Origin of the sequence: uncultured Roseovarius sp., assembly GCF_947489715.1 — a bacterium.
Taxonomy (GTDB): Bacteria; Pseudomonadota; Alphaproteobacteria; order Rhodobacterales; family Rhodobacteraceae; genus Roseovarius.
The window spans coordinates 75,551-92,043 of sequence record NZ_CANLER010000002.1 but is presented as its reverse complement, the minus strand read 5'-3'; the positions used below and the strand labels follow the sequence as shown (position 1 = coordinate 92,043).

Sequence of the window (16,493 nt, the reverse complement as noted above, 5' to 3'; positions counted from 1 at the left end):
CGAAAACTGGAAACGCTCTGGGCCGTTCAGCGGATCGTGAGGACTGGTGCCGGGCCGATGGGGACCGGACCCAGAAACATCCGACCATCGCGAAAATCCAAAGTGATATCCAGCGACTTGCGGCTGCCGGACAGACCCGCGACCAGTCCAAGACCGTCTTCGATTGTTGAGCCAAGACCCTCGGGCAATGCACCGGATGCGACGGCAAGCTTCAGGATCTCGCGCCAGTTTTCGGCTTTGACCGTGACCTCGCCCTTGGGTTGGCCGCTTTCATCTACATCCACCTCGCCTGCGAATTGCAGATCAAGCTGTCCCCAGCTGGCCTGCGCCAGTTTCACCCTGATATGACGGGGCTGGGGGCGGGCGATTTCAATCGCCGAGCGGTTCCAGGGCTTGTCGAACCGCACGGTCAGGTCCGCCGTCAGCGCGTTGAGCGTATCCGGCAGCGTGCTGCCTGGATCAACCAGCCGAACCCAGGGCGCAGAGGGCTTCAACCCGTCGGCGGAAAACCCAAGACGATAGGTGGCAAGGGTTCCTTCGACCCGTTCCGCGGCCAATGAGAGGGCGTCAGCGCGCGTCGGAGCCGGGGTGGCCGATGGTGTGACGATCAGTTTTTCCGCCGTCAGCGTGGTGCGTTCCAGCGCCAGTTGGGTATCAGGTTCCAGCCTGATGCTTGCGCGCATGTCGTCGCTGGTCAGTTTGTATTTGCCTTGTGGCGTGGCGATCATCTGCTGTTTCGGCCAGACGGCAATGACATGGTTCGGCTGATAGCTGAGCGCGAGGATCTGGAAGAACGGTGCATCCCAGGCCAGCCCGGTGCCCGGGTCGGCCAGAGAAACATCGGTAAAGCTTGCATCGAAGCGATTGGGAAAGCCCTGCACCTTCAGGTCGCTGTAATCCGCAGCCCACCCTTCGGCCCGGCGCGCGTCGAACCAGGTTTCGAACGCGCTTTGCGATGTCTGTGACCCGACAAACCAATATCCTGACCAGCCGATTGCTGCCAGCAGGATGAGGGTGAGCAGCATTCTCATTTCCGGTGCCCCTTTAATGCCCGATGGCTTTGGTGTTTATAGGGTAAAAAGCACGAGGAACAGCGATATGACGATGTGGGTTTTCGGCTATGGGTCGCTGGTGTGGAACCCGGGTTTCGAGGTCAGCGAGCAGGTGATCGCGACGCTGCCGGGGTATCATCGCAGTTTTTGCATGCGCTCGGTCCATCATCGCGGAACCGACGAGAACCCCGGCCTTGTTCTGGCGCTGGACGAGGATGACCATGCGACCTGTCAGGGGGTTGCCTTTGCCGTGGCCGAGGGGGCCGAGCAGGCCACGCTGGACTACCTGCGCGAACGTGAATTGATCTCTTCCGCCTATCTGGAAAGATTCCTGGAAATCCGCCTGGCAGATGGCCGTCATGTCGAGGCGGTGACCTATGTCGTCGACCCGCATCATGTGCAATATTGCGGTGGTCTGGCGCTGGAAGAGCAGGCGCGGATCATCTCGGGCGCGACCGGGGGGCGCGGTCCCAATGACGAATATCTCTACAACACCGCGTCACATCTGAGCGAGCTTGGCATACACGATAGCGACCTTGAGTGGTTGACCGCCCGTGTGCGCGCCCTTGTCGCATAATTCCTTGGCTTGATTGGCGCTTGCGCGTAGGGTGCAGGCCAACAAGAACAAGTGTCGGGAGCGTCCAGATGGACCAGCCGGACCGCGAGGTCGAGCCGCAGTTTTCACATCCTGTCCGCCAGATCATGTTGATGCTGGCGGTGCTGGGACTGACCGGCGCGGGGGCGTTTCTGGCCCTGCCGCGCGTCTTGCCGGTGTTCGAGGCCAACCCGTGGCTGAACGGGTTCATCGTCTTCGTTTTCATCATCGGGGTGCTGGCCTGTTTCTGGCAGGTGTTTCAACTGATCGGATCGGTCCACTGGATCGAAGGGTTCGCAGCGCAACGCCCGGGGCATGAATTCATCAAGGCCCCGCTCTTGCTGGCGCCGCTGGCGACTTTGCTGCGACAGCGCGGGAAACGGATGCAGATCGCTTCGACATCGGCCCGTTCGATCCTGGATTCCGTGGCGCAGCGTATCGACGAGGCGCGCGAGATCACGCGCTACATCGTCAATATGCTTATTTTCCTGGGCCTTTTAGGGACGTTCTATGGGCTTGCCACGACCGTTCCGGCGGTGGTCGATACGATCCGATCACTGGCCCCGCAGGAGGGCGAAGGCGGGGTCGAGGTGTTCAACCGCCTGATGTCCGGCCTTGAAACACAGCTTGGCGGCATGGGTGTCGCCTTTGCCTCATCGCTTCTGGGGCTTGCCGGATCGCTGGTTGTCGGGCTTCTGGAACTTTTCGCGGGCCACGGGCAGAACCGGTTCTACCGTGAACTTGAGGAATGGATGTCGACCATCACCCGGGTCGGGTTTTCGGCCGGCGAGGGCGATGGCAGCGTCGAGCAGAACGTTCTGGCCGGTGTGGTCGATCACATGGGCGAACAGATGGAATCGTTGCAGATGATGCTGACCCAATCGGATGTCAGCCGGGCGATGGTGGACGAGAAACTGGGTGTGCTGGCGGATTCCGTGCAGCGCCTGACCGACCGGCTGGAGACACAAGCGACAAGCAACTCAGGCGATGCCGCGCTCATGCGGCTGGCGGAAAGTCAGGAACGGTTGATCGAAAAGCTGGTTGAACGGGGCGACGAGGGGATTGATGCCGAAAGCCGGATGCGTCTGCGGTCGATCGACGTGCAGATGCTGCGTATTCTCGAAGAGATCAGCGCCGGGCGGCAGGAAAGCATGACCGAGTTGCGCACCGATCTGGCGGCGCTGACGCGGGTGCTGGAGCAGACCCGGACGGGTGGAAGCGGATCGAGCGGCTTGGGGGACGGGTAGCACATGGCCCTTTCACGACGCACCGGCGCGCGGTTTCAGGCCTCGATCTGGCCGGGGTTCGTGGATGCGATGACAGGCCTGTTACTGGTACTGATGTTCGTGTTGACGATCTTCATGATCGTTCAGTTCGTCCTGCGTGAAACCATCAGCGGGCAGGCATCGGAACTGGATGCCCTCTCCGCCGAGGTTGCAGCGCTGGCCCAGGCCTTGGGTCTGGAACAGGACCGCAGCGCGTCGCTGGATGTGCGTGTCGGTGAATTATCCGCGACCCTGAGCGATGCCCGCCAGCGGGATGCGGAACAATCAGCGCGGATCGCCTCGTTTGAGGAACAGGTTGCAGGGCTGCTGGCACAACGGGATGAGGCGCGCGGACAGGTTGCAGCCTTGGAGGGTCAGAAGGACGCTCTTTTGTCCGAGCAGGAGGCGTTGCAACTGGCGCTGGCGGGATTGCGCGACGAGGTGGACGCACAGGCCGAAGCGGCGCGCCTTGCTGCGGCCCGGCGCGCGGCACTGGATGCCCTGGTGGCCGATTTGCGCCGCCGCAATGCCAAGACCGAAGGAATTTTGGGAGCCCAGGTCACTGATCTTGAGGCGCAGTTGAGCGCAGAGGAAAAGGCCCGGTTGGCCGAGGCTGCGGCGGCAGAGGCGCTTCGCGAAAAGCTGAAGGGAGCAGAGGCCGAATTGACGGCGATGACTTTGGCGCTGGAGGAAGAACGTCGCAAGGCCGAGGAAACGCTGACCATGCTGGCGGCGGCGCAAATTGCGGGCGACGATCTGGACCTTCAACTGGCGGCGGCGTTGCTGGCCCAGGATGATGCGCAGACATCGCTTGCCACGATTGAAGGCACTTTGGCCGAACGTGACGCGGAAGTCGCAGAGTTACGAGGACGCTTGGCCGCGGTTGAGGCCCAGCTTGCGGAGGTGGGTGCGGCTGAAAGCTCGGCCCTGACGCAAGCCACTGAGCGGGCTGCGCGGATTGCGGAACTGGAGGCCGCGCTTGCCAATTCGGCGGCTGAGTTGAAGACTGCGCAAAAGCAACTGGCCGAAGCGCTGGCGGCGCAGCAATCGGTGCAGGCCGAGGCATTGGATGCGGCGGAGGTTCGCAAGCAACTGGCGGCGGCTTTGGCGGCGAAACTGGCAGCCGAGAGTGATGCAGGCGCCAATCTGAGCAAGGCTGAAGAGCGTGCAGCTCTTTTGGCGCAGGCACAGTCTGAGTTGTCCGAACAGCAGGAATTGGCCAGTGAGGCACAGCGTCAGCAGGCGCTGCTGAACCGACAACTGGCGGCGTTACGTGAACAATTGTCGGGGCTTCAGGCCTTGTTGGACGATGCCGAGGCGCGCGAAGCCGCTTCGGATATTCAGCTTCAGACCTTGGGGCGGGATCTGAATACGGCACTGGCCCGCGTCGCGGCCGAAGAACGCCGTGCCCGTGAGCTGGAAGAAGAAAAACGCAAGCTGCAGGAAGAACGATTGAAGTTGTTGGAGGCCGAGAAACAGGACCTCGAAAGATATCGTTCCGAGTTTTTTGGCCGATTGCGCGATGTCCTTGGGGCGCAGGAAGGGGTTCGGATCGTCGGCGACAGATTTGCGTTTTCGTCCGAAGTCCTCTTTGCGCCCGGTGAAGCACGGCTGTCGTCAGCGGGTCAGGCTGAGATCGCCAAGGTCACAGATATTCTGGGGAATGTCGCGAATGAAATCCCTGATGAGATCAATTGGGTGTTGCAGGTGGATGGCCACACCGATGATGTGCCATTGGGGGCATTTGCGCAATTCAGCGATAACTGGGAATTAAGCCAGGCGCGGGCGCTGTCCGTGGTCCGCTACATGATTGACGTGCTGGGCATGCCGCCCGACCGTTTGTCAGCGAATGGGTTCGGCCAGTATCAGCCGATCAATCCTGCTGACACGGCGGAGGCGCGCGCTCAGAACCGGCGGATCGAATTGAAATTCACCGGGAAGTGAAGTGCAGCAGGAACGAAAAAAATTCACTTCAGAACAAAAAGAAACCGCAGCCCAGCATGGCTGCGGTTAATTTTTTATGGCTTAGTGTTTTGGTAAGGCCGCCTGTTCCCGAAGCGTCAATCAGCGGTAAGCAGGGGTGGTTTTTTGCCAGAAATCCGGGGCTGGTCGGGGCCTTCGAGCTTCAGGTCGATCTTGCCGGACTTGACGCCCACCTTGACGATGCCACCTTTTGCCAGTTTGCCAAAGAGTAACTCCTCGGCCAGAGGCTTCTTGATGTATTCCTGAATGACCCGGCCCAGCGGACGCGCACCCATCTTGTCATCATAGCCCTTTTCGGCCAGCCATTCGGCGGCGGGTGTTGTCAGCTCGATGGTAACGTTGCGATCCATCAGCTGCGCCTCAAGCTGTAGTACGAACTTCTCGACGACTTGCAGAATGACATCCTTGCCAAGCGGCGCGAAGGAGATCACGGCATCCAGCCTGTTGCGGAACTCGGGCGTAAAGGTACGTTCGATCGCGGCCGTGTCTTCGCCTTCGCGACGGTCGCGACCAAAGCCGATCGCGGCTTTTGCCAATTCCGATGCGCCTGCATTCGATGTCATGATCAGAACGACATTGCGGAAATCAACGGTGCGGCCGTTGTGATCCGTCAGGCTGCCGTGATCCATGACTTGCAAGAGGATGTTGAAGACATCCGGATGCGCTTTTTCAAGCTCGTCCAGCAGCAAGACACAATGCGGATGCTGATCGACGCCGTCGGTCAACAGGCCACCCTGGTCAAAGCCGACATAGCCCGGTGGCGCGCCAATAAGACGTGAGACCGCGTGTTTCTCCATGTATTCCGACATGTCAAAGCGCAGCAGTTCGACCCCAAGGGTATCGGCCAACTGTTTGGCCACCTCTGTCTTACCCACACCGGTCGGGCCAGCGAAGAGATAGTTACCAATCGGTTTTTCGGGTTCGCGCAGACCGGCCCGCGCCAGTTTGATGGACGACGAGAGCGCCTCGATCGCTTTGTCCTGGCCAAACACAACCCGCTTCAGCGATTTTTCTAGATCCTTGAGCACCTCGGCATCGTCCTTAGAGACGTTTTTGGGCGGAATGCGCGCGATCTTGGCGACAACTTCTTCGATTTCCTTGGCACCAATATTCTTGCGCCGCTTGGACGCGGTCAGAAGATGTTGCGCCGCCCCGGCCTCGTCAATCACATCAATCGCCTTGTCGGGCAATTTACGGTCGTTGATATAGCGCGCCGAGAGCTCTACCGCAGACTTGATCGCGTCGGCGGTATATTTGACGCTGTGATGCTCTTCGAAATAAGGCTTCAGACCTTTGAGGATTTTGACCGTATCTTCAACGGTGGGTTCCACCACGTCAATTTTCTGGAACCGACGCGACAACGCGCGATCCTTTTCGAAATGCTGACGGAATTCCTTGAAAGTGGTCGAGCCCATGCAGCGGAGCTTGCCGCCCTGAAGGGCAGGTTTCAGCAGGTTCGAGGCATCCATCGCCCCGCCCGATGTGGCGCCCGCGCCGATCACCGTATGAATTTCGTCGATGAAAAGTACCGCATCCGGATGATCTTCCAGCTCGGTAACAACCGCTTTCAGCCGCTCTTCGAAATCACCGCGATAGCGCGTACCAGCCAGCAGCGCGCCCATATCCAGCGAGAAGATCGTGGTGTTCGACAATACTTCGGGTGTTTCACCCTCTACGACCTTGTGCGCAAGTCCCTCTGCGATGGCAGTCTTGCCAACACCGGGATCACCTACCAGAAGCGGGTTGTTTTTGCGACGGCGGCACAGCACCTGAATGCAGCGTTCCACTTCATGATCGCGACCGATCAGCGGATCGACATCACCCCGGCGAGATTTTTCATTCAAATCGACGCAATACTTGGCCAGAGCGGATTCGCCCGCCTCGACCGCGTCGGTTTCGTTTGTCGATTGCGCGTTTTCCTGACCATCATCCGTGGCCCCCGAGACCGGGCGCGTTTCGCCGAATGCCGGATCCTTGGCAACACCGTGAGCGATGAAATTGACGGCGTCATAGCGGGTCATGTCCTGGGATTGCAGGAAATACGCTGCATTCGATTCGCGTTCCGCGAAGATGGCGACCAGAACGTTTGCGCCTGTCACCTCTGTCCTGCCGGAGGATTGTACATGAATTGCGGCCCGCTGAATGACCCTTTGGAAGGCCGCTGTCGGCACCGCTTCGGAACCTTCGATATCGGTCACCAGATTGGACAGATCGTCGTCGATGAATTCGACCAGCGTTGTGCGTAAATCTTCGGTATCGACACTACAGGCCTTGAGCACGCGGGTTGCGTCGGGTTCGTCAATCAGCGCCAGCAACAGGTGCTCCAGCGTGGCGAATTCATGTTGCCGGGCGTTGGCCAATGCCAATGCTGCGTGAATTGCCTGTTCCAGCGTATTCGAGAATGAAGGCACGTTCGGTGCTCCTTCTGATCTGGGTCCGGGTTTCTTTCCCTGACCATGGCCTCATAACATTAAAGTTTGGTCGATATCGTGGGCGCTTCAAGGCTTTTTTGGCACAATGCGGTCACTTTTCCTGACATTGTTGAGGTTTCACTGGGGTTTGGCGTGTCAAAAACAATCTTTGCGTGTGCGGATTTCTGCAAACACATCGGCGGGGTCGGCCCCGACCATGCCCAGATGGGCCTGAATATCGAGGTCAGTTGCGCGCAGGAACGGGTTGGTCGCCAATTCTTCTGCGAGGGTTGAGGGGACGGTGGGCTGACCCTTGGCGCGGGCAGCATCCACAGCAGTTGCCCTAGATATAAGCGCGCTGTTTGAGGGATCAACACTCAGCGCGAATTTGGCATTGGATTGCGTATATTCGTGGCCGGAATAGACGGTTGTTTCGGGCGATAGCACTGCGAGTTTTTGCAGGCTGTGCCACATCTGCGGCATGGTGCCTTCGAACACCCGGCCGCATCCAAGCGCCATGAGGCTGTCAGCAGTGAAGATGGCCGCGCTGTCGGGGAAATGAAACGCGATATGCCCGACGGTGTGCCCTGAAACGTCGAGGACATGGCCCGTTTGCTCCCCGATCTTGACCGTATCGCCCTCTGTAACGGCAATATCCAGCGGCGGCAGGCGGTGTGCGTCGGCAGTGGCGCCGACGACCTGTGCGGGGGCTGCGGCAAGAAGGTCGGCCAAGCCATCGACATGATCGTAGTGGTGATGGGTGATCAATACATGGCTAAGCACCCAGCCCTTGCCTGCAAGGGCTTTGAGGATCGGCGCGGCCTCGGGGACATCCACGGCGGCTGTTTGGCCGGTGGCGGGATCATGCGCAAGATAGGCGTAATTATCTGACAGGCAGGGGATGGTCAGGATTTGCAATGTCATGGTCTTTCCCCATTTGAAGGATATGGTTAACGTCAGAGTGACCGATCACGGGCCGGGCCGCAATGCATCTTGATGTGCAAGATCTTCGCAATTTCTATTACCGCAGTGCGCTTGGGCGTGCGGCGCAGAAGACTGTGCGGGCTGAAATGATGCGAATCTGGCCCGAAGCGAAGGGGCAGACGGTGGTGGGCTATGGCTTTGCCGTGCCATTCCTGCGGCCCTATCTGGGTGATGCGAGGCGGGTGGTGGCCCTGATGCCCGCGCCCCAGGGGGTGATCGGGTGGCCATCGGATTGTCCAAATGTTTCAGTGCTTTGCGAGGAAACCTGGTGGCCTCTTGAGACAGGACATGTAGACAAATTGCTGGTGATGCACGGGCTGGAAACAAGTGAACAGCCCGCTGCCCTGCTGGAAGAATGCTGGCGCGTTCTGGGGCCAGGTGGTTCGGTCTTGTTCGTCGTGCCCAACCGGGCCGGATTGTGGTCGCGCAGTGACAAGACACCGTTTGGCTTTGGCCGTCCCTACAGTCAGGGACAGTTGGAGAGCCAATTGAAATCGCATGAATTTATGCCGGTCAATCACGCCATGACGCTATATCAACCCCCGTCGGAACGGCGGTTTTGGCGCAAGACCGCTGGCATGTGGGAAAGCCTGGGCGGCAAGCTGTCGATGGTCGCGGCGGGCGGTGTTTTGCTGGTTGAGGCCACCAAGCGCGTGCAGGCGTCCAGCGGGCTGGGACTGCGCGAAAAGGTGCGCAAACCGCTTGAAGTTCTGCGCCCGAACCCAGAGGCCAAACCGGTCTGAGTTTCGTACACAACGTACAGGACGTACACATATTCCGTACGGTTTGGCGATGGCGGCCGTCGCAAGCTGCGCTACGCTATGCAGATGTTCGAACTTGCCCGCGTGAGGCTGGATTTACAAAAAAGCTCTGCCAGGGCCAGCCGGGCAGAAATGCCCGGATCGGCGTGCTGCGCGGCCTCTGACCTCAGCTTCGTTGGATGACCGATCAGGCCGCACTTCCCTGTAGTGGCATCACCTTAATCTCACCTTCCTGCCGCGCCTGCATGGCCTGTGCGGCGGCGTGTGCGGCGGCTGCGGTGGTGTAATAGGGGATCTTGTCATAAAGCGCGACCGAGCGGATTTCGCGGCTGTCCTGGACGGCCTGAGCACCTTCGGTCGTGTTCATCACCAACGATATCTGCCCGTCTTTCAGCATGTCGACCACGTCGGGGCGGCCCTCGTAGACCTTGTTGACGACTTCGCAGGCGATCTCATGCCCTTCGAGGAAGGCCGCCGTGCCGCGGGTGGCGACGATGGCAAAACCCAAATCGACCAGCATCCGCGCGGTTTCAACCAATTGCGGCGTCTTGTCGTCATTTTTGATCGAGAAAAACACCTTGCCACCCTCCGGCAATTGCGTACCGGCCCCCATCTGCGCCTTGAGGAAGGCGCGGGGGAAGGACACGTCCCAGCCCATCACCTCGCCGGTGGAGCGCATTTCGGGGCCCAGAATGGTATCGACACCGGGGAAGCGGGCGAAAGGCATCACCGCCTCTTTGACCGAGAACCACGGCATGTTGGGATCGGCCAATGTCATCTGGTCAGCCATTGGCAGCGTTCCGGGTTTCGCGTCGGCGGGGTAGGGGCCGCGGAAGGTGAAATCGCTTAGCTTTTCACCAGCCATCAGGCGCGCGGCAATCGAGGCAATAGCGCTATCCGTCGCCTTGGCGACGAAGGGCACGGTGCGCGAGGCGCGGGGGTTCACCTCGATCAGGTAGATGTCATTGCCTTTGACCGCGAATTGCACGTTCATCAGGCCGACGACGTTGAGGGCGCGGGCCAGTGCCTCGGTCTGGCGATTGATCTCGGCGATCACGTCCTTCGAAAGCGAATAGGGCGGGATCGAACAGGCGCTGTCGCCGGAATGCACCCCGGCCTCCTCGATATGCTGCATGATACCGGTGACATGCACGTCGGTCCCATCACAAAGCGCGTCGACATCGCATTCGATCGCACCCGAAAGGTAGCCGTCAAGCAGCACCGGGCTGTCGCCGGACACGACCACCGCTTCGGCGATGTAGCGTTCCAGTTGCGCCATGTCGCGGACAATCTCCATCGCCCGGCCACCCAGAACGTAGGAAGGGCGGATGACCAGCGGAAAGCCGATCTGTTCGGCGATGGCCAGCGCTTGTGCGTCGGTTGAGGCGATGCCGTTATTGGGCTGTTTCAGCTCAAGCTGATTGACCAGCGCCTGGAAGCGTTCGCGATCTTCGGCCAGGTCGATGGCGTCGGGTGAGGTGCCGAGGATCGGGATACCTTCGACTTCAAGCGCGTTTGCAAGCTTGAGCGGTGTCTGGCCGCCGAATTGCACAATTACGCCGTGAAGCGTGCCGTTTTCCTGCTCAACCCGCAGGATTTCCATCACATGTTCAAAGCTGAGCGGTTCAAAGTAGAGCCGGTCAGACGTGTCATAATCGGTGCTGACCGTTTCTGGGTTGCAGTTGATCATGATGGTCTCGTAGCCCGCCTTGGTCAGGGCATAGCAGGCATGGCAACAGCAATAATCAAATTCGATCCCCTGGCCGATGCGGTTGGGGCCACCGCCCAGAATGACGACCTTTTTGCGATCGCTGGGCCGCGCTTCGCATTCCACTTCGCCCATCATCGGCGCCTCGTAGGTGGAATACATATAGGGCGTCTGGGCTTCGAATTCGGCGCCGCAGGTGTCGATGCGCTTGAACACGGCGGTGACGCCCTGGGCATGGCGGGCGCGACGTATGTCGGCCTCGGTAAAGCCGGTGAGCTTGGCGAGGCGCGCATCGGTGAATCCCAGCATCTTGAGGGCGCGCAGGCCCTTTTCGTCGGTCGGCAGACCGTTTGCGCGCACGTCTTCCTCGGCGTTGACGATCTCGCGGATGCGGGCCAGGAACCATGGGTCAAAGGCGGTGGCCGCCTGGATTTCATCGTCGCTGAGCCCGTGGCGCATGGCCTGGGCAATCACGCGGATGCGGTCGGGCGTCTGGCGACTGAGGGCCTTGACCACGGCGGCCTTGTCCGGTGCGCCGTCGATTGCAATCTCGTCAAAACCGGTAAGGCCGGTTTCCATGCTGGCCAGCGCTTTTTGCAACGACTCGTGGATGGTGCGGCCAATGGCCATCGCCTCGCCCACGGATTTCATTGCGGTGGTCAGGTAGGGTTCAGACCCCGGGAATTTTTCAAAGGCGAACCGTGGGATCTTGGTGACCACGTAATCAATCGTCGGCTCAAACGACGCGGGCGTGACCTTGGTGATGTCATTGTCCAGCTCATCCAGCGTGTAGCCCACCGCCAGCTTGGCCGCGATCTTGGCAATCGGGAAGCCCGTGGCCTTGGAGGCCAGCGCGGAAGAGCGGCTGACGCGCGGGTTCATTTCGATCACGACCATGCGGCCATCTTCGGGGTTTATTGCCCATTGCACGTTCGATCCGCCGGTTTCGACCCCGATTTCGCGCAGCACGGCGATGGAGCCGTTGCGCATGATCTGGTATTCCTTGTCGGTCAGGGTCAGGGCGGGGGCGACGGTGATGCTGTCGCCGGTATGCACGCCCATCGGGTCGACGTTTTCGATGGCACAGACGATGATCGCGTTGTCGGCCTTGTCGCGCACGACCTCCATCTCGAACTCTTTCCAACCCAGAAGTGATTCATCAATCAGGATCTGGTTGACGGGTGAGGCATCAAGGCCCGATTTGCAGAAATGCTCGTAATCGTCGCGGTTATAGGCGACGCCGCCGCCGGTGCCGCCCAGCGTGAAGGCGGGCCGGATGATCGCGGGAAGCCCGACATAGTCAATCGCCGCCATGCATTCTTCTATCGTGTTGGCAATCGTGGCCTTTGGGTTTTCGATCCCCAGACGGTCCATCGCCTCGCGGAATAGCTTGCGATCCTCGGCCATCTCGATGGCTTCGCGGTTGGCGCCGATAAGTTCCACGCCGAATTTTTCCAGCACGCCCAGATCGGCCACGGCAAGCGCGGTGTTCAGCCCCGTCTGACCACCCATCGTGGGCAGCAATGCGTCGGGGCGTTCCTTTTCGATGATCCTGGCGACAACGTCAGGGGTGATCGGTTCGATATAGGTGGCATCGGCCAGTTCCGGGTCGGTCATGATGGTGGCCGGGTTAGAGTTGACTAGGATGACGCGGTAGCCTTCTTCGCGCAGGGCCTTGCAGGCCTGGGCACCCGAGTAGTCGAATTCACACGCCTGTCCGATCACAATCGGACCCGCCCCGATAATCATGATGGATGAGATATCAGTTCTTTTCGGCATGGTGATCCCCAGAGCAGCTATATGGGCGCGGGCCAAGGCCCGGATGCGCAAATTGTTGTGGGTTATAGACATGATCAAGCCCGGCGCAAGGGGGTTGCGGGCGGTATCGTAAATCCCGGTGAAATGGACGCTTTTAAGGGTGTCATTCAGAGCTTTGGCCGCTAGATACGAAGGCCAGAACAGTGGCAGAGGACGCCAAGCGTGCAGATTCGCTTTGATCATGGCCCGGACGGCAGCGCGTGCAGCTTTGCGCGGGCGCAGCGGCTGATCGTGGCTGAAACGCCCGAGGAGGTGCCCGGTGCATTGTTTGCGCTCGATACCGCACAGGCCGACGGGCTGTGGGTTGCGGGGTATGCGACCTACGAGTTGGGCTATGTGCTTGAACCGAAGCTGCACCCGCTTTTGCCCGAGGATCGCCGCCTGCCGCTCTTGCAGTTCGCGGTCTATGACTGGCCGTCGATCGCCGATGCGCTGCGCCCCGGTGACGCGCGGCTGGACGGGTTTGTGCCCGCCTGGGACGCGACGCGCTATGCGGGCGGGTTTCAGACTGTCCATGACTACATCTGTGCGGGCGACATCTATCAGGCCAACCTGACTTTCCCGATTGATCTGGAAATGACCGGTGAGCCTGCGGCGCTTTATCATGCGCTGGACCGGATACAGCCGGTGCGCTTTGGCGCGATGGTCGAGCAGGAAGGGTTACCGTCAATCCTATCGCGTTCGCCCGAGCTTTTTTTCCGCACCGATACGCGGGGCCGGATTGAGACCCGGCCGATGAAAGGCACCATGCCGCGCAGCGATGACGCTGCCGAGGATGCGCGGCATCGGTTTTTCCTGCAAACGGACGAGAAAAACCGCGCCGAGAACCTGATGATCGTGGACTTGCTGCGAAATGACCTGTCGCGGATCAGCGAGCCGGGCAGTGTCGAGGTGCCGGAGCTGTTTTCAATCGAAAGCTACGAGACCGTGCATCAGATGACCTCACTGGTTACCGGCCAGATGGTGGAGGGCACGGGGCTTGGCGATATCTTCCGCGCGCTTTTCCCTTGCGGGTCGATCACCGGGGCGCCAAAGGTGCGCGCGATGGAGATCCTGCGAGAGCTGGAACCCGCCCCGCGCGAGATTTATTGTGGCACGATTGGCTGGGCCGCGCCCGATGGGCGGTCGGAATTCAACGTCGCGATCCGAACGCTTCTGCTGGATCAGGGCCGCGCCACGCTGAACGTGGGTGGCGGGCTGGTTTATGACAGCACCGCCGAGGCCGAATATGAGGAAGCGTTGTGGAAAGCCCGCTTTGCCCGCCGTCTGATCCCGGATTTCGCCTGATCGAAACCTTCCGCTGGGAGCCGGGTAGCGGCATCCTGCGCCGGGCGCGGCATCTGGCGCGGCTTGTCCGCAGTGCCGCGCGGCTGGGGATCGAAACAAAGGGTGTCGAGGCAGCGCTGGAAACGTTGGAGGGCGATGCGCCGCTGCGGGTGCGCCTGACGGTTGACGCGAAAGGCCAGGCCGAGGTGACCAGCGCGCCGTTTCAGGCGATGGCAGAGGGCGCGGCGTGGTGCGTCGGGCTGTCGGATGCGGTTCTGGATGCCGATGATCCGTGGCTGCATGTGAAAACCACCCAACGGCACGTCTATGATACGGCCCGCGCCAACCTGCCTGCGGGCGTCGATGAACTGCTGTTTCTGAATGCACGCCAGGAACTGTGTGAAGGGACGATCACCAATCTTTTTGTCGATCTGGGTGCGGGTCTGATCACGCCGCCGTTGTGCTGTGGCCTTCTGCCGGGCGTATTGCGCGAAGAGATGATCGCGAAAGGTGCGGCGCAGGAAGCTGTTCTGACTGTGGATGATCTGCGGCAGGCACGCGCGATTTATGTGGGCAATTCCCTGCGCGGGCTGATCCCGTCACGGCTTGTCGGCCTCTAAAGCGTTTCCATTCCCATTGAATCGCTTGTTCGCTGCCTCTCGCCACGCTCAAACGCGAAAAGCGATGATGCTTGTTTCAACGAAAACTGGAAACGCTCTAATCCGCCATCTCGGGCAACCGCCCCTTGACTTTGCCCCATAGGCAAGGTGTATCGGCGCGAACCAATGCCAGAGGTCCCGGACGGGGCCAGATGAGGACGTCATGCACACCTATCGCAGCCATACCTGCGCCGAACTGACCAAAACCAATGTGGGCGACAACGTTCGCCTGTCTGGCTGGGTGCATCGCATCCGTGACCACGGTGGCGTTTTGTTTGTCGATCTGCGCGACCATTACGGTGTCACGCAGGTGCTGTGTGACGGTGACAGCGCGGCCTTTGCCGAGCTTGAGAATGTCCGTTCGGAATGGTGCATCCGGATCGACGGCGAAGTGAAGGCGCGCGATGAAAGCCTGATCAACCCGAAACTGCCCACTGGCGAGATCGAGGTCTATATCCGCGAGATGGAAGTGTTGGGCAGCGCCGGCGAGTTGCCGCTGATCGTGTTCGGCGATCAGGAATACCCCGAGGAAACCCGCCTGCGTTATCGCTATCTGGACCTGCGGCGCGAGGCGATGCAGGACAACATGAAACTGCGGTCGGATGTCGTGGCCTCGATCCGCCGACGCATGTGGGATACCGGGTTTCGCGAATATCAGACGCCGATCATTACTGCATCCTCGCCCGAGGGCGCGCGCGATTTTCTGGTGCCAAGCCGCCTGCATCCGGGCAAGTTCTATGCCCTGCCGCAGGCGCCGCAGCTGTTCAAACAACTGATCATGGTGTCGGGCTTTGACCGCTATTTCCAGATCGCACCCTGTTTCCGCGACGAAGACCCGCGTGCCGACCGCTCACCCACTGATTTCTATCAGTTGGATATGGAGATGAGTTTTGTCGAGCAGCAGGACGTGTTCGACACCATCCAGCCAGTCATAGCCGGTGTTTTCGAAGAGTTCGGCGGTGGCCGGAAAGTTGATGCCGAGTGGCCGCAGATTTCCTATCGCGACAGTGCGATGTGGTATGGCACCGACAAGCCTGACCTGCGCAACCCGATCAAGATGCAGGATGTCTCGGAGCATTTCCGCGGCTCTGGCTTTGCCATTTTCGCCAAGCTGCTGGAGCAGGACGGTACGCAGATCCGCGCGATCCCGGCCCCCACTGGTGGCAGCCGCAAATTCTGCGACCGGATGAATGCGTTTGCCCAGAAAGAGGGCCTGCCGGGGATGGGCTATATCTTCTGGCGCGATCAGGGTGAAGGCATGGAAGCAGCCGGACCGCTGGCCAAGAATATTGGGCCTGAGCGGACCGAGGCGATCCGCCAGCAACTGGGTCTGGAGGTGGGCGACGCGGCCTTCTTCCTGGGCGGCAAACCGGCGGCGTTTGAAAGCGTTGCGGGCAAGGCGCGCACGGTGATTGGCGAGGAGTTGGGCCTCACCGACAAGGACCGGTTCGCCTTTGCCTGGATCGTCGATTTCCCGATGTACGAGGCCGACGAGGAAACCGGCAAGGTCGATTTCAGCCATAACCCGTTTTCGATGCCGCAAGGCGGGCTGGACGCGCTTTCGGGTGATCCGCTCAATGTGCTGGGGTACCAATACGACCTTGCATGCAATGGTTATGAACTGGTGTCGGGTGCGATCCGGAACCACAAGCTGGATATCATGATCAAGGCGTTCGACCTGGCGGGGTATGGCGAGGACGAAGTGCACAAGCGTTTCGGCGGGCTGGTCAACGCTTTCCAATATGGCGCGCCTCCCCACGGAGGATGCGCGGCAGGGATCGACCGGATCGTGATGCTTTTGGCCGACGAAGCCAATATCCGCGAGGTCATCATGTTCCCGATGAACCAGCGCGCCGAAGACCTGATGATGAATGCACCGTCCGATCCGACCAGCGACCAGTTGATGGAACTGAGCCTGCGCGTGATCCCCCAGGACTAGCTGCGCATTTTTCTGCCCGGCGCAGCGACGGAACCTGCAAACTGACCCGTTA

At 60.2% G+C, this 16,493-nt stretch carries 11 protein-coding genes; 7 read left to right on the top strand and 4 right to left on the bottom strand.

Annotated elements, in window-relative coordinates:
• Positions 1-26: 26 nt before the first annotated feature.
• Positions 27-1,025 (bottom strand): DUF2125 domain-containing protein, encoded by a 999-nt coding sequence (locus Q1B27_RS06070; RefSeq protein ID WP_299845204.1) that lies wholly within the window; start codon positions 1,023-1,025, stop codon positions 27-29.
• Positions 1,026-1,098: 73 nt separating this feature from the next.
• Between Q1B27_RS06070 and Q1B27_RS06065 the strand changes: the two genes are divergently transcribed.
• The 3 genes from Q1B27_RS06065 (at position 1,099) to Q1B27_RS06055 (ending at position 4,856) form a co-directional block, all read left to right on the top strand.
• Positions 1,099-1,629, top strand: a complete 531-nt coding sequence (locus tag Q1B27_RS06065; RefSeq protein WP_299845201.1) for a gamma-glutamylcyclotransferase — start codon at positions 1,099-1,101, stop codon at positions 1,627-1,629.
• Positions 1,630-1,697: 68 nt separating this feature from the next.
• Positions 1,698-2,894, top strand: a complete 1,197-nt coding sequence (locus Q1B27_RS06060) for a biopolymer transporter ExbB (protein ID WP_299845198.1) — start codon at positions 1,698-1,700, stop codon at positions 2,892-2,894.
• Positions 2,895-2,897: 3 nt separating this feature from the next.
• Positions 2,898-4,856, top strand: coding sequence for a peptidoglycan -binding protein (locus Q1B27_RS06055; RefSeq protein ID WP_299845195.1), 1,959 nt, complete (start codon positions 2,898-2,900; stop codon positions 4,854-4,856).
• A 116-nt stretch (positions 4,857-4,972) separates the two neighbouring features.
• On the opposite strand, the gene clpA is transcribed toward Q1B27_RS06055, so the two are convergent.
• Together clpA and gloB are read right to left on the bottom strand one after the other, a co-directional pair.
• Positions 4,973-7,306, bottom strand: a complete 2,334-nt coding sequence (clpA, locus tag Q1B27_RS06050) for an ATP-dependent Clp protease ATP-binding subunit ClpA (RefSeq protein WP_299845192.1) — start codon at positions 7,304-7,306, stop codon at positions 4,973-4,975.
• 156 nt (positions 7,307-7,462) lie between these two features.
• On the bottom strand, positions 7,463-8,230 hold the full coding sequence (gene gloB / locus Q1B27_RS06045; RefSeq protein ID WP_299845189.1) for a hydroxyacylglutathione hydrolase: 768 nt from the start codon (positions 8,228-8,230) through the stop codon (positions 7,463-7,465).
• 62 nt (positions 8,231-8,292) lie between these two features.
• Here gloB and Q1B27_RS06040 point away from each other — a divergent pair, with 62 nt between their 5' ends.
• Entirely contained in the window at positions 8,293-9,033 is a 741-nt protein-coding gene (locus Q1B27_RS06040) for a methyltransferase domain-containing protein (protein WP_299845186.1), read from the top strand.
• Between the two features lie 205 nt (positions 9,034-9,238).
• On the opposite strand, the gene carB is transcribed toward Q1B27_RS06040, so the two are convergent.
• Positions 9,239-12,538 (bottom strand): carbamoyl-phosphate synthase large subunit, encoded by a 3,300-nt coding sequence (gene carB / locus Q1B27_RS06035; protein ID WP_299845183.1) that lies wholly within the window; start codon positions 12,536-12,538, stop codon positions 9,239-9,241.
• A 201-nt stretch (positions 12,539-12,739) separates the two neighbouring features.
• Here carB and Q1B27_RS06030 point away from each other — a divergent pair, with 201 nt between their 5' ends.
• The 3 genes from Q1B27_RS06030 to aspS all read left to right on the top strand — a co-directional run bounded on the left by Q1B27_RS06030 (position 12,740) and on the right by aspS (position 16,441).
• Complete coding sequence (locus tag Q1B27_RS06030) at positions 12,740-13,864, top strand: aminodeoxychorismate synthase component I (RefSeq protein ID WP_299845180.1); 1,125 nt, start codon at positions 12,740-12,742, stop codon at positions 13,862-13,864.
• On the top strand, positions 13,819-14,463 hold the full coding sequence (locus Q1B27_RS06025; protein WP_299845177.1) for an aminotransferase class IV family protein: 645 nt from the start codon (positions 13,819-13,821) through the stop codon (positions 14,461-14,463). The genes Q1B27_RS06030 and Q1B27_RS06025 overlap by 46 nt, the downstream gene beginning before the upstream one ends.
• 202 nt (positions 14,464-14,665) lie before the next feature.
• Positions 14,666-16,441, top strand: coding sequence for an aspartate--tRNA ligase (gene aspS, locus Q1B27_RS06020; RefSeq protein ID WP_299845174.1), 1,776 nt, complete (start codon positions 14,666-14,668; stop codon positions 16,439-16,441).
• Positions 16,442-16,493: the final 52 nt, after the last annotated feature.

Excerpts from the sequence above, each read along its gene's own strand:
- Q1B27_RS06070 (WP_299845204.1), bottom strand. The coding sequence starts at position 1,025 with ATGCTGCTCACCCTCATCCTGCTGGCAGCAATCGGCTGGTCAGGATAT.
- Q1B27_RS06065 (WP_299845201.1), top strand. The coding sequence starts at position 1,099 with ATGACGATGTGGGTTTTCGGCTATGGGTCGCTGGTGTGGAACCCGGGT.
- Q1B27_RS06060 (WP_299845198.1), top strand. The coding sequence starts at position 1,698 with ATGGACCAGCCGGACCGCGAGGTCGAGCCGCAGTTTTCACATCCTGTC.
- Q1B27_RS06055 (WP_299845195.1), top strand. The coding sequence starts at position 2,898 with ATGGCCCTTTCACGACGCACCGGCGCGCGGTTTCAGGCCTCGATCTGG.
- gloB (WP_299845189.1), bottom strand. The coding sequence starts at position 8,230 with ATGACATTGCAAATCCTGACCATCCCCTGCCTGTCAGATAATTACGCC.
- Q1B27_RS06040 (WP_299845186.1), top strand. The coding sequence starts at position 8,293 with ATGCATCTTGATGTGCAAGATCTTCGCAATTTCTATTACCGCAGTGCG.
- carB (WP_299845183.1), bottom strand. The coding sequence starts at position 12,538 with ATGCCGAAAAGAACTGATATCTCATCCATCATGATTATCGGGGCGGGT.
- aspS (WP_299845174.1), top strand. The coding sequence starts at position 14,666 with ATGCACACCTATCGCAGCCATACCTGCGCCGAACTGACCAAAACCAAT.